The 12,821-nt window shown below is 58.3% G+C and carries 11 protein-coding genes and 1 pseudogene; 4 read left to right on the top strand and 8 right to left on the bottom strand.

Translation table 11 applies throughout. From position 1 onward, the window contains the following. The first annotated feature begins 132 nt into the window (after nt 1-132). On the top strand, nt 133-1,029 hold the full coding sequence (locus tag EAO82_RS10230) for a DMT family transporter (RefSeq protein WP_096347205.1): 897 nt from the start codon (nt 133-135) through the stop codon (nt 1,027-1,029). Nucleotides 1,030-1,084: 55 nt separating this feature from the next. Here EAO82_RS10230 and EAO82_RS10225 read toward each other — a convergent pair whose 3' ends face one another. From EAO82_RS10225 to EAO82_RS21170, 4 genes and pseudogenes are all read right to left on the bottom strand, one after another. Then, nucleotides 1,085-1,600 carry a CIA30 family protein gene (locus EAO82_RS10225; protein WP_096347204.1) on the bottom strand — a complete coding sequence of 172 codons (516 nt, stop codon included), beginning with the start codon at nt 1,598-1,600 and terminating at the stop codon, nt 1,085-1,087. Nucleotides 1,601-1,631: 31 nt separating this feature from the next. Further along, complete coding sequence (locus EAO82_RS10220) at nt 1,632-3,008, bottom strand: NAD-dependent succinate-semialdehyde dehydrogenase (RefSeq protein ID WP_096347203.1); 1,377 nt, start codon at nt 3,006-3,008, stop codon at nt 1,632-1,634. A gap of 236 nt (nt 3,009-3,244) precedes the next feature. Next, on the bottom strand, nt 3,245-5,881 hold the full coding sequence (locus EAO82_RS10215) for a mechanosensitive ion channel domain-containing protein (protein WP_218838638.1): 2,637 nt from the start codon (nt 5,879-5,881) through the stop codon (nt 3,245-3,247). A gap of 209 nt (nt 5,882-6,090) precedes the next feature. Further along, a pseudogene (locus tag EAO82_RS21170) lies at nt 6,091-6,215 on the bottom strand (winged helix-turn-helix transcriptional regulator); the annotation flags it as partial. Between the two features lie 69 nt (nt 6,216-6,284). On the opposite strand from EAO82_RS21170, the gene EAO82_RS10210 reads away from it, so the two are divergent. Genes EAO82_RS10210 through EAO82_RS10200 form a run of 3 tightly spaced genes read left to right on the top strand, consistent with a single transcriptional unit; the run spans nt 6,285 to nt 8,306 of the window. Then, entirely contained in the window at nt 6,285-6,788 is a 504-nt protein-coding gene (locus EAO82_RS10210) for a winged helix-turn-helix transcriptional regulator (RefSeq protein WP_096347201.1), read from the top strand. 36 nt (nt 6,789-6,824) lie between these two features. Further along, nucleotides 6,825-7,580: a class I SAM-dependent methyltransferase gene (locus tag EAO82_RS10205; protein ID WP_153274285.1), complete on the top strand. Its 756-nt coding sequence runs from the start codon at nt 6,825-6,827 to the stop codon at nt 7,578-7,580. A 24-nt stretch (nt 7,581-7,604) separates the two neighbouring features. Beyond that, nucleotides 7,605-8,306, top strand: a complete 702-nt coding sequence (locus tag EAO82_RS10200) for an SDR family NAD(P)-dependent oxidoreductase (RefSeq protein ID WP_096347199.1) — start codon at nt 7,605-7,607, stop codon at nt 8,304-8,306. A gap of 13 nt (nt 8,307-8,319) precedes the next feature. On the opposite strand, the gene EAO82_RS10195 is transcribed toward EAO82_RS10200, so the two are convergent. The 4 genes from EAO82_RS10195 to EAO82_RS10180 all read right to left on the bottom strand — a co-directional run bounded on the left by EAO82_RS10195 (nt 8,320) and on the right by EAO82_RS10180 (nt 12,814). Then, nucleotides 8,320-9,834: a hypothetical protein gene (locus EAO82_RS10195; protein WP_096347198.1), complete on the bottom strand. Its 1,515-nt coding sequence runs from the start codon at nt 9,832-9,834 to the stop codon at nt 8,320-8,322. 11 nt (nt 9,835-9,845) lie between these two features. Then, the gene (locus tag EAO82_RS10190) at nt 9,846-10,517 is read right to left on the bottom strand and encodes an START domain-containing protein (RefSeq protein ID WP_096347197.1); all 672 of its coding nucleotides are present in this window, start codon (nt 10,515-10,517) and stop codon (nt 9,846-9,848) included. A gap of 103 nt (nt 10,518-10,620) precedes the next feature. Next, complete coding sequence (locus EAO82_RS10185; protein WP_231703322.1) at nt 10,621-11,793, bottom strand: alpha/beta hydrolase; 1,173 nt, start codon at nt 11,791-11,793, stop codon at nt 10,621-10,623. Between the two features lie 94 nt (nt 11,794-11,887). After that, nucleotides 11,888-12,814 carry an AEC family transporter gene (locus EAO82_RS10180; RefSeq protein ID WP_096347196.1) on the bottom strand — a complete coding sequence of 309 codons (927 nt, stop codon included), beginning with the start codon at nt 12,812-12,814 and terminating at the stop codon, nt 11,888-11,890. Between the last annotated feature and the right edge of the window lie 7 nt (nt 12,815-12,821).

Here is a 12,821-nt window from a genome sequence, read left to right as displayed (position 1 = left end):
GCTGGTCAACACCCTTTTCTTCCTGCATGCATCCCCGCAGACCGTCTTGAAAAGACTCGCAACAAAATGCAACACACCGACTCTAACCCACCCTAACGAACTTTAATCCACGTAGAAACGCGAGATGAAATAATGGGTGCAGGTACAGCTTTTGTGGCGTTGGCGGCTCTGTTCTGGGGATTGTCGGGCGGGATTGGCGCTATCCTCATGGGCGAAGGCTGGGACGCGTCTGTCGTGTCATTCTACCGGGGCGCAATCGGACTGTTCTGCGTCCTGGTCTGGTTGGTGCTGCGCCCAGACAAAAGCGGACTTGCAAGCCGCAAGCTCTGGTTCTGGTCAGTGGTTGGCGGCCTCGGTGTAGCAGGCAACTTCTCGTTTTATTTCCTGAGCATCGAGCACGGCAGCGTTGCAGTAGCCGCTACGCTGATGTACTGCGCACCAGTTTTTGTGTATCTCGTGTCATTTGCTCTGAATCTGGAACGCCCGACGCCGTTCAAGTGGGGCGCGATCGCGGTAGTGATTGTCGGCGTCATGCTGCTTACCCAGATTTACGACATCGGTGCCAGCGATCTCACGGCAATCGGTGTGGCCGCCGGCCTGCTTGCTGGCGTGTCCTACGCCATGTTCATTTTTGCTTTCAAGTACGCGAGCCCCCACGGCCGCCCGCAAACCATTTTATCCGTAGCCTTCGCGGTACTTGTGGCCATACTCATCTGGCTGGGCGATACCGGCCAGAAGACGGCGGCCTTAGGCACATCGGATTGGCCGCTGTTCGTAGCACTCGGCGTGTTCGGTGCGGGGTTGTCGTTCACTCTTTATGTCATCGGCCTGGGTCGCACTTCTCCGACCGTGGCTTCCATTGTGGCGATGGTAGAACCGGTAACCGCCACGCTGTTCGGCTTCGCCGTGCTGAATGAAGACCTGGCGGCTACACAGATGCTGGGGATGGGGCTAATACTGGTGACAGTGACGGCATTGAGTGCCTATTCCAATTCCGCGCGGTCCGCCTCTGACAGCTCTACGCGCTGAGAGGCGGATCAGTTGAGGCAGAAACAAAAGCCGTTCTCCGCTGGTGTCCGATTTACTACTTAAAAAACCCGAACCGCCGAACACATACATCCACATCAAATGCCTCGCCAATCGCGATAACAGCCACGCTGCGGATCTTCGCCGGGTCAAGCTCGGCATCTGTGCGGTGCGGGCTCAATTGCGCATAGGGCACAACAAAGCGCGTCCATTCTGGCTCGACCGGCAAGGTGCAGCGAAAGGATTGCCAGGGCTTGTCCAGCTGCGTGGTTTTGACGTTCAGGTTGTAGTCGTGTGCTGGGCCGCAAAGCTCGATAAAGAAGCCCGCGTACTCAGCACACGGCCAAGCTGGCTCAATCTCAAGCTTCATCTGCACAAAGCCGCCGTTGTTCTCCAGGCTGGTGCGGCCTGTCAGACAGGTACAGGCCGAGCCATAGCGCCCATCCTGCATCACTTCAGCGGTGGAAACGCCGCCCATGACCTGATCGGTGATGGCGGTCCAGGGCGATGGCTCGCCCGGACGTGCCTGGTAGATATCAGTCAGTGACTCTGCTGAGGGGCCTTCAGTTTTCATGTGCTCGCTCACCAGGTGGCTACCCGTGTATTCATGGCAGGAAAATCGCCTTTACGTTGACGAACTCTTTCATGCCGAAGCCGCCGTGTTCGCGTCCGTACCCGGAATCCTTGACTCCGCCAAATGGCATATTCGGATCAGCAGCACCGAATGAGTTGATACGAATCATGCCCGTCTCGAAGTGATCACGGGCCAGCTTGATGGCGCGTTCCTCATCCTTGCAGAAGATCCCGCCACCCAGACCGTAGCGACTATCGTTCGCCAGTCGCATGGCATCCTCGTCATCTTTGGCGCGGATGACTGCCGCAACAGGCCCGAAGATTTCATCGTCATAGGCCGGCATTCCGGGAGTGACTTCCGTCAACACGGTGGCAGGATAATAAGCACCCTTGCGATCCGGCACCTCACCACCGCAGAGGACTTTCGCACCCTTTGCGACGCTGCTCTCCACTTGTTCTTTGACCGTATCGAACTGGTCCTGGCTGGAAAGCGGACCCAGCTGTGTGTCCTTGCTCGTGGGGTCGCCCATGGTAATGGCTTTCATCTGAGCCACGAATGCTTCAACAAAGGCGTCATAGACTTTTTCCGTGACGATGAACCGCTTGGCAGAGACGCAGGTCTCGCCATTGTTGTATAGCCGCCCCATCACTGAATATTTCACCGCCGTTTCAATGTCGGCATCTTCAAGTACCAGATAGGCGTCGTTGGATCCCAGTTCAAGTACCGTCTTCTTCAGCGCTTTGGCTGCCGTCGCGCCAATGTGCCGCCCTGCTCCGTCGCTGCCGGTCATCGTAACGCCACGGACCTTGGGGTGGGCGATCAGCTTGTCGCTGGTGTCATGGCCGATCACCACGACTTGAAACAGATTCTCGGGCAGTCCCGCTTCAATGCAAATTTCCCGCAGGCGCAAGCCTGATCCGGTGCAGATGCTGGCATGCTTGAGCAAACAGCCATTACCCGCCATCAGGTTGGCGGCCAGCACTCGAACCACCTGGTAGCAGGGAAAATTCCAGGGCTGAATCGAATAGATCACCCCAATGGGCTGATAGCTGACGATGCCACGCTTGCCGCTAAGCCCCTGCTTACGCTCTTCATCGGCCAGCAACTCGGGGCCGTTCTTGGCGCTGTATTCGAACAGGGCCGCACAGAGTTCGACTTCAACGCGGCCGTCCTTTAGCAGCTTACCGGTTTCACTGGTCATCAATGCAGCCAGCTCATCCGCATGCTCACGCAGCTTTTGCGCGATCTTCGCCAAGTAAGGCGCCCGGTCCTGGGGAGTCAGTTCACGCCATTCCAGAAAAGCAGCATGACAAGCTTCCAAACGCTCAGTGGCTTCCTCTTCGGACATGACATCGTAGGTGTGGAGTTGTTCTTCAGTGGCGGGGTTAACAGTAGTGATGGTCGACATGGTCGCTCCTACGGGGTCGAATAGGTTGGTACAGCGGGCGCCGTCGGCATGATTCACGCATCAGCACTCATCTGCTTGGCCGCGAAGACACCCTTGGCTGTCTGCCACAATGGACCAGCAGGCTTTTTCAGTAGTTCCTGGCCCATTGAGTCAGGAAATGTCCGTGGTGGTGGAGCTAGGTGGCAACGGCAGTCTGGCTGGCTGAACAGCATTGAAGGACTGCGGCCGCTCTTGCTTCAGGACACGCTCTTGGGCATGGGCACACTGCGAATATGAATATCCTGCTGAGGAAAGGGAATTTCCATCTCGGCTTCTTTGAACGCGCGGGTGACCGCCGAATGCAACTCATGTGACAGCGGCATGAAGTCCAGAAGGTCTTGCACGAATACCCGTACTTCGAAATTGATTCCGCGCTCCCCCAGGCCCACGCAAAAGACTGCCGGGGCCGGGTCGTTCAGAACCCTTTCGTTATTTTCCGCTACTTCCTGCAGCAGATCCCGAACCTTGTCCACATCCGAGCCGTACGCCGCCATCACTTGAATGATCACGCGGGTTATCGGATCGGTCAGTGTCCAGTTGGTCAGATCCTGGGTCACAAAGGTCTTGTTGGGAATAATCTGCTCCTTGCGATCCCAATCCACCAGAGTGGTAGCACGAATGCGGATACGGGACACAGTGCCAGTTGTTCCGCCGATAGTTACCGTGTCGCCCACACGAATGGGCCGTTCGAACAGCAGGATAATGCCGGAAACAAAGTTGGCAACAATCTCCTGCAACCCGAACCCCAAACCCACGCCCAGGGCAGCGATCAGCCACTGCAGCTCGGACCACTGCACGCCGATAACGGCCAGTGCCGTGATCACACCAATAAACACAATGACGTAGGTAACCAGTGTCGTGATCGCGTACCCAGAGCCAGGCTCCAGATTGACCCGACTCAACACCATCACCTCCAGGGTACCCGGCAGGTTGCGAACGGCCAGCAGAGTGCCAACGCCGGCCAGCAATGCCAACATCAGATCACCCAGGGTGATGGCCACTGAAGTCTCGCCCTCCGCTTCGCCACCGATGCTCCACAGCGTGATGTTATCGAATATCTGTAGAGCGGGAATGACGTCGGCCCAGAAGCCCCACAGCACATAAAGCGCAAGGGTCACGGCCAGTATGCGTATCAGTGATTTACTTTGCTGACTGATGTCTTCCAGGTCCATTTCGGGCATATCGAAAGCCACGGGGACGCCCTCGCCAGAATTCTCCGCAGCTTCACGGGCTTCAGCCATCTTGCGTTCGGCAATGCGTTGTTCCCGCAGCCGCTTGAGGGTCATGCGTCGCTCGCGCACGGACAAGCCGCGAAGACACAGGTAGTACAGCAAAATGACGAAGGCTACCCAGCAGATGCTGATGAACATCAGCCCCTGCAACTGGACCGCCGTATAGTAATAGCCCCCGAGGGCTGCTACGGCGAGCGCCAAGGGCGTAGCGACGGCAAGCACTTGTGCGCTTTTCAGGAATTTGCGGTGGAGCGCAGCGTGCAGTACAGCCCTCGTCACCCGCCAAGCGAACCAGGCCATTGCCACCGAAGTGGTTATGAACAGCAATCGCCCAAGGCTGTCATCGAAAGCGCCTCCCTCCTGCGCGTCCATTGTTGGCAGTACGATCACTACCGGAGTAAGCACCGCTAACAGTATCGGAATTTGACGCCGAATAGCCGCCAGCGACGGACCATTCCATTTGAAGTGACGCTCACCTAACCCGTCCCTACGGGCTACCGAGCGCAGCGACTCCAGGAGCAATGTGACAAAGGCGGCCGAGCTAAAACCGGAGGATAAGGCAGAGAAGAAGCTGTTGCCTTCCTTGAGCATCAGTGCTGCGAGCAAGAGTACCAGGACCCCTGGTAATGCGAGGATAAGACTCACACCCCCTGCGGTGAAAGTGGCGGCCATGCGATCACGACCCACATTGCCGACGTCTTTCCCGCAATCCACCAACTTCTGCCGCAAGACTCGGCGCCGCGCCAACAGGACTATCAGCGCGGCCAGCACCACCAGTATTCGAATGGTTCTTTCGGCAAAGGAATGACGCAGGGCGTCCGTGACGGGCTCCAGATGAAAATTCGATACAAACCAAATGCTGCCCTGATACAAATCCATGACGGTCTCAGGACCCACCCGCTCGGTGCTGGGAAGCCAGAACAGGCGTTGTTGAAGCAGCTCCTGGTAGGCGTCGAAACGTGTCCGTAGCTCGGTCACGGTGTTGTAATACTCGTTGAGAACATCGATGTGTTCTGTGACGACACCGTGAAGCTGAGTAATCAGCTCCTGGCGTACCTGTGAAGAATCCTCCTGGGCATCGTTATCGCTGAGGGCCTCATACTCCTCTAGACGCAGCTGCTCTTCACGGGCGGCTGACAATCGGCCGCTGATGCCATCGGTCAGCTCGACAGCAATGGTCTGGCTATTGAGCCGATCCAGCCGTTGGCGTAGTAGACGGGCATAGTCCACGGTCAGGTTCAGCCCTGCCTTCTCAAGCCGCAACTCGAAACTGCGGTACTCGTTATCCAGTCGTTCCAGCAGAGTTTGGGCATGAGCCAGCCGCCGGCGGCTGCCGTCCAATGCAGCCTGACGGTTACTCAGTGACTCACGCAGAATCTGAATTTGCTGGGGAGCATCACCTGACTCTGACGTCGAAAAATCACTCTCCAAAAACTGATCTGGCTCCGCCTCCAATATGGGCTGGACCGGATTGGCGGACGGCTCAGGCGGGGGTTCCTCTGCCGACTCTTCGGATTCCTTCTGGTCATCGGATGCTTCGCTGGCACTCTCCTCCTGCCCCCCGCTGGTGGCCGCATTCAACAAATCGGTAACCGACGCCATGGCGGGCGACACCAACAGACAACTCAGAATGAGACTGGTGAAAAGGAGCCAGCAAGTGGAGGGAAACCGTCGTTCAGTCATGGATAGCAGGGCCTGTTTAAATCAAACCACCGCAGTGTAACGGAAAAACAACAACCAGAAAGCCAACCGGGGTTGGCTCTGCACTTGGTTCAACAGTCGTTGCTCTAGGCTAAAGCGGGGCCGATTTGCAGGCGATCCGCCAAGACCGGACGTGCTATTACCAGGTTTCTCTGGAAATATTCAAAGCGCCTGACCCGCAAAAACAGTCACGCAGTATCAGTATCGTCCACCGGTCGCCTATCACGGACAGCAGCTCTCATCGGCTTGACAGACGCAAAAGAACTTGTAACTCTCATAATAAGAGTAACCAAGAGAATCTCAAATGAAAACCAAATCCTTTGCGGGTATGCGCTGCTCGGTAGCGGGTGCGCTGGAAATCATCGGTGATCGCTGGACGCTGCTGTTGCTGCGCGATCTGGGCCTGGGACTGTCGCGCTATGACGAGTTCAGAAAGAGCTGCGGCATCCCCACCACCACCCTGTCCAAGCGGCTGCAATCGCTGGAGGAGCACGGTGTGGTCAAGCGCACCCGCTACAACGAGCGGCCGCCACGTGATGAATACCACCTGACCGACAAAGGCCGGGATCTGTGGAAAGTCACCACCGCCCTGCGTGAATGGGGGGATCGCTGGGATGCCTCTGGCTATGGTGCGCCGACTATCGAATTGGTTGATCGCGAGACCGAAAACGAATTGCGCCTTGCTCTGGTCGATGCAAAAACCGGCAAGGTCGTTCCGCGCGAAAGAATATGGCTGCGTCCCGGACCCGGCGCCGATGCGCATGTCCACGCCATGTTGGCCCCTTTCAAGGCCAAGTCCGATACCTGAGGGACTATCCCTCAACTCTTTCTTCAGGAGCCACAGATGACAGATACAACGCTCGAATCCCTGGTCGTAGGCAAGCACAGAAGCGCGCAGAACATTGCTCGCAACGACGCGCGGCACCCGGTCGAAACGCTGAATTTCTTCGGTTTGCAGCCTGACATGACAGTACTGGAAATCCTGCCGGCCCTGGGTTGGTATACGGAAATCCTCGCGCCCTACCTGGCAGACAAGGGGCGCTTGTACGTCGCGCATTTCTCACCGGATGGACTGATGCCATACATGCCCAAAGTGCTGGAAATGTATGAAAGCCGCGTAATACGCCAGCCGGAGATTTTCGGCAAGGTCACGGTGCGGCACATCAACCCACCCAAGGAAATCAGCGTTGCGCCTCCGGGCAGCGTGGATCTGGCCCTGACCTTCCGTAATGTGCACAACTGGATCATGGCGGAACAGGAAGATGACTATTTCGCTGCGTTTTACCAGGCGCTGAAACCCGGCGGCGTGCTCGGAATAGTGGAGCACCGCGCCCGGCCCGATGCCGATATGCAGACCATGCGCACCAGCGCTTATGTCACCGAAGCCTACGTCAAGGAGATCGCCCAGCGTGCCGGTTTCGTGTTCGACGGCGCCAGCGAAATCAACGCCAACCCGCTAGACAGCAAAGATCACCCGCATGGCGCCTGGTCCCTCCCCCCTGCCCTGCGCTCGGGTGATGAAGACAAGTACAAAGCCATCGGCGAAACCGACCGGATGACGCTGAAATTCCGCAAACCCCTTGATTCCACCAGCAAGTAAACAATGGAAAGGAGCAGCAAACTCATGAACAATTCTTCCGAACAGCCTCTGGCGCTGATCACTGGCGTAGGCCAAGGAGTGGGTACATCTCTGGTTCGTCGCTTCGCCGAAGCCGGTTATCGCGTCGCAATGATCGCACGTGATGTTGACCGGCTTGCCAAGCTTGAAGCAGAGGTGCCCGGCGCTTTCGCCATGCCCTGCGATGTGACCGATACCCAGGCCCTGCAGCAGGTGATCGACAAGATCGGCGCGCCCAAGGTGGTTGTGCATAATGCCGTCGGCGGGTCTTTCGCATCCTTTCAGGAGACCGACCCGGCTGTGCTGCAGAAAAACTTCGAGATCAACACCATGACCCTGCTGCATCTGGCGCAGATGGTTGCACCCGGCATGATTGAAGCGGGTGAAGGTTCGATCATCGTCACGGGCAACACCTCGGCGTTGCGCGGCAAGCCTAATTTCGCCGGGTTCGCCCCCACCAAGGCAGCCCAGCGCATTCTCGCCGAGTCGCTGGCCAGAGACCTGGGTCCCAAGGGCGTGCATGTGGCCTATCTGGTAATTGATGCCGTCATTGATGTGCCTTGGGCGCGCAAGATGCACAGCGAAGCCGCGGATGACTTTTTCATCCAGCCCAAGAGCATTGCAGCAGAGGTCTTTCACCTGGCTCATCAACCCAAAGACGCGTGGTCTTTCCTCGCTGAGGTGCGCCCTTACCATGAAAAATGGTAGGCGGAGCTGGCAACTATTCCAGCCCCAGCTCTTCCAGTAGCCAGGGATCATCGAAATGCCTGTAACCAATAAAAGCGATAGCGTGGGTGCCGTGAATGCGCATCGCGCCTGGGCTGGGAATGCCCATGGGCCAGAATACCAGGCGCTCGGGTCGCCTGGACTCAGGCACCAATCCTTGCGCATCGAATGGACTGTAATAGTGCCCGTCCGGGCTTTCCAGCGCTCTTAATTGCGCATAGGGCTGCACAGTCAGAGGCTGCGTGGCGCGCGGCGCGTTAGCAGCCTGTACGCCAAGCAAGTGATGCGTGTTCGCTGCCAGCCATAAAGTATGCCGCTGCTCCGGGTGTAGCGTTCGCCCAATATTGAACGGCTCCTGAGTCCGGGGCAAAGCGGGCTGGGCATCAAGCCCCTCGGCCGGAAAAAACTGATACCAGCAACCGCACTGATGCATCTTGTCGTAGCCCAGAACAGCGCCTGACGGCAGCAGATGAACCCGCCAGGTAATGCCGTCGAACTCGCCAGCGAGCAAGTCCAGCGCCTGCTCCGCCTTGCGCTCGGCAAACCAGACACTGTAATTCAGCTGCAGGGTTACCTGGCCCTGATAGCGACCATGGCTGACATGGGTATAAACCGTGGGTTGGGTCGTGTCACGCTGAATGGCTCCGGAAGCGTCGGCGATCAAGTGCGCGGGTCGGTCATTGTCGGCAGCTGCGCCATGGGTGTTCTTGATCGCCAGGGCCGGCATAAAGGCGTCAAGTAACTGCTCCTCTATGGCTGAGCCCAACAGCGGTATGCCCAATTCATCCAATGGTTGCTGGCGTAATAATTCCAACGCCTCGGCAGGAGACGGCGTGGGTAGCGGTTGCAGGTAATGCGTCCACTGCCCTGCCCGTTCAGTATCATTATTGGCAAACTCGCGCTGTTGTTGTTGCAGGTTCCGGTGTTCGTTTACCACGCCCAGATAGAACGGCATGACGGCCAACGGGTAAAGACCTGCCCAACGTTTCCAGTTCTGATACTGACCGTCAGTGGTCATGCCGGTCAGGCGTGGCAACTCAGCCTGGTGCGCTACCAGCGCGCCACCGCAGTCACTGAGTGCACGTTTTACCGCTGCCTGGTCGCCAGGCCAGTAGTGGCTCAGCTGCTGCTGACTGGCCGGCGGCAGACGCAACCACTCGATGAAAAGCCCCTCCACAGCATGCGAGTTCTGATGCTTAAGCCAACGCTGATACGCAGCCTCAGACAGCGCAGCAACATCAAAACTGGCGAGAAACCGTGAGGTGCGCAAATGAGCAAGACCTTCTACGCGCTGGTATCGCGCATCCACCGTGCCGAGGTCCCGCGCCATGGCATCCAGAGCGTCATACCCGGCGTGGCAGTCATGAAGGCTCGCCTTTATCGACGCCCGGCTCTCCCTCACGGCAACCCGGTCAACCTCAGCAACATTGATTCCGGCACAGCCGGCCAGCGCAGTGAGCAACAAGGTCAGGGCCAACTGGAAGCACAATGGTCTGGCAGCATATGGCATCAGCGAAAAACCTATCGAAGCCCTGGATCGGAAGCATCATCACCGCACGTCTTGCTGCGGCTGTCGGCAGCATAGTCGCGCAGAGATTGCAGCAGCTCAGCCACCTCGGTCATACCGATACGATCAGATAACCATTGCGATACCTGCCCGCCGGGTTCGACACGCTGTACATAATCGATACGAGTGGTATCGGCCCGCTCGGCGTACAAAGTCCAGCTGCCTTCGCTGAATGGGATTCTCTGGTAGCCGTCAACGGCCGGCACGCTATCGGGCCTGGACTGCATAGTCAGTGTGACCGGCGGCCCTTCGCTGCGGGTAAAGAGTGTGACACTGTCACGGAGATTCATCGGCCAACCCAGCTCCGTCGCCATATACACCAGCGTCTGGTTTTCACCCGGCTTTGCCAGAATCGTCAAGGAGCGCAGTTTGGGTACCCACTCTAGCAGGTGGCAAGGTTTCTCAAGCAGCGTTAAAGCCCGCGTCAACGGTGCCGCAACCGAGACCGTAGCGCGGAGTTCATCTGGGCCGTCACGGGAAACACGTTCAACTTCCACCGCTAACACCCGGCCGGAAAGGCTGAGCGCCAGTGTCGTCAGCAAGAAAAGGCCCGCGCGCAGGCATAGGCCGCAATGAGATCGGCGAGATACCTGGAACAGCCGGGCCTTGATATCGCTGATAGCCACTGGTCGTCATCCCGTGCCGCTTTCAGGAAAGTGCTGAATCTGAATACCATTCAAAGTAGCACATCGAAATCCAACGCAAAGGTTACTCCGACCCACTCCCCCCTTAACGCAAACCAGCCAGAAACTCCAACAGCTTGTCCACCACCAGTTCAGGTTGCTCCTGCTGCACCCAATGCCCCGCGTCCGGCAACAGATCGCAACTGCGAAGGTCTGTGCACGCACGGCTTTGCATGGCCTCAAAGGCGCCGGGGCTTTGGTAGATACCCCAGTCTTTTTCACCGGCGATAAAGCAGGACGGCACGCTGACGGTATTGCCGGCAAACAACAACAGTTCTGCCTGGGAAGCGGCTGAGGCGAAGGCGCGATACCATTGCAGCCCGCCCTGGAATCCGGTTTCAGCAAACAGGCGGGCATAGCTTGCCAGCTCATCGTCAGGCAACCAGTCACAGGCACTCACCTGCTCCGGCGTGGGCATCGCGGAGGCGACCGTCTCCGGCATGGTCTTGCCGGCCTGCATCACGTAATACTCAGGCATTCTCGCCAGCTCCGCAGCGCTGGCCGATGCCAGCGGCGCGGGCGTGTTGCCCGGCCAATCAGCACTTTTCATATGAAAATAGGCGCGCAGAAAATCGTGCAATCCTTGCGGGCAATCGAGCATGTCGCCATTGGCCTGCGGTGCGCAGAAATACCGTTGGTAATGCAGACGCGACGGGGTGAGCGCTGCCAGATCCTCATGCAAACGGGCAGCCTGCTCAGCACTCTTACGGCCATCAAAGCGAAAGTCGGGTACGCCAGGATAAGGAGCACTCATCAACGCGACGGCGCGGAATACATCCGGCCGAGTCAGGGCGCAGGTCGCAGCAACCGGCGAGCCGATATCATGGCCCACAATCGCTGCCACAGCGCTATGGCCCAGCGCAAACACCAGCCCCAGGGCATCGCGCACCAGATTGAGTAAGTGGTATTGGCTAAGCTCGCCGTCAAAGCGCAGATCCGCCCCTTCGGTCAGCCCGTAACCGCGTTGATCCGGCGCCACCACGTGGTAACCCGCAGCCGCCAGCGGCAACATCACCTTGCGCCAGGTAAAGGCCAGCTCCGGGAAGCCGTGCAGCAGCAATACACACTCGCGGCCGGGTTGTTCAAAACCCGCCTCAAGAATATGCATATCAAGGCCATTGCCATTGTTCAGCATGCGCGAACGGATGCCAGGCGGCAGTTGTTCGGCCAGCTCGGTCACGGTCATGTGGGGCGGGGTATCGTGTTTGGGTGCGGGCATATTGGTTTTACATTTTTGGGTGGGTTTACGCAGTTTAGTCGCTGCTGGCCATGTGCAGAGCAGGCTGAAGCACAGGTGAGCTGGCTATTCATCACTAAAGCCAGGGCGTCAAGGTAATCACCATCACCGGCAGCGCGACGGCGGCAATCAGGGTCTGGGCGGCAATAATGCCGGCCATCAGCGGCGCGTCGCCGCCCAGGTGGCGCGCCAATATGTAGGACGACGAGGCAGTCGGTAACGCCTGGAACAGGATGGCGGCTATAGCCGCCTCCCCTTGCAAACCGAACAGGTGGCAGAAGCCCAGGGTGACCAGCGGCAGGATCAGGAACTTGGCGACGGACGAAAGACCTATCGGCCTTATCCAGCCGGCAGCTGCGCTCAGGTTCAAGGCGGCGCCGACGCACAGCAGACCAAGCGGCAGCGACGCCTGCCCCAGCGCTTTGAGCGCCGGTTCTATCCCCCCGGGGATGCGCAATTCCATCGCCTGCGCCGCCATACCCAGCACGCAGGCAACCAGTAACGGATTACGCACCAGTTGCCGAGCTACAGCCAGAAGTGACAATCGTCCTGCCGAGCCATAGCGCGCCAGAACCAGCACGCAGAGCACATTGACGGTGGGCACTATCGCCGCGTTGGCCAGCGCCGCGAGGGCAATGCCCTGCGCGCCGAACAGACCTGCCGCGGCAGACACGCCCACGTAATTATTGAAACGTACCCCGCCCTGAAACAGCGAGGTGAACGCTGGGCCGTCCAGCTTGAACAGCGGCCGCAGCGCAAGCAGCAGTGCCGCAACCACCAGAATGGACAACACCAGCGTCAGCATCATCGCGCGCACGGGCACATCGCCCAACTCTGCCGTGGCCAGGCTATGAAAGAACAGCGACGGCAACAGCACGTAATAGCCCAGTTTTTCAGCCTGCGGCCAGAACGTCTCCTGCACAAAGCCGGATTGACGCAGCCAGGTGCCCATGGCAATCAGAATGGCGATAGGCACTAAAGCGAGTAACAGCAAAGAGGTCATGGCGCCT

Origin of the sequence: Halopseudomonas pelagia (assembly GCF_009497895.1) — a bacterium.
GTDB lineage: Bacteria > Pseudomonadota > Gammaproteobacteria > Pseudomonadales > Pseudomonadaceae > Halopseudomonas > Halopseudomonas pelagia_A.
This window is presented reverse-complemented; position numbering and strand designations above follow the sequence as displayed.

Bases quoted from the DNA above. Each gene is read 5' to 3' on its own strand.
- EAO82_RS10215 (WP_218838638.1), bottom strand. From the start codon at position 5,881: ATGGCGTCGGTTACCGATTTGTTGAATGCGGCCACCAGCGGGGGGCAG.
- EAO82_RS10180 (WP_096347196.1), bottom strand. From the start codon at position 12,814: ATGACCTCTTTGCTGTTACTCGCTTTAGTGCCTATCGCCATTCTGATT.
- EAO82_RS10225 (WP_096347204.1), bottom strand. From the start codon at position 1,600: ATGAAAACTGAAGGCCCCTCAGCAGAGTCACTGACTGATATCTACCAG.
- EAO82_RS10200 (WP_096347199.1), top strand. From the start codon at position 7,605: ATGAACAATTCTTCCGAACAGCCTCTGGCGCTGATCACTGGCGTAGGC.
- EAO82_RS10185 (WP_231703322.1), bottom strand. From the start codon at position 11,793: ATGCCCGCACCCAAACACGATACCCCGCCCCACATGACCGTGACCGAG.
- EAO82_RS10205 (WP_153274285.1), top strand. From the start codon at position 6,825: ATGACAGATACAACGCTCGAATCCCTGGTCGTAGGCAAGCACAGAAGC.
- EAO82_RS10230 (WP_096347205.1), top strand. From the start codon at position 133: ATGGGTGCAGGTACAGCTTTTGTGGCGTTGGCGGCTCTGTTCTGGGGA.
- EAO82_RS10220 (WP_096347203.1), bottom strand. From the start codon at position 3,008: ATGTCGACCATCACTACTGTTAACCCCGCCACTGAAGAACAACTCCAC.
- EAO82_RS10210 (WP_096347201.1), top strand. From the start codon at position 6,285: ATGAAAACCAAATCCTTTGCGGGTATGCGCTGCTCGGTAGCGGGTGCG.
- EAO82_RS10195 (WP_096347198.1), bottom strand. From the start codon at position 9,834: ATGCCATATGCTGCCAGACCATTGTGCTTCCAGTTGGCCCTGACCTTG.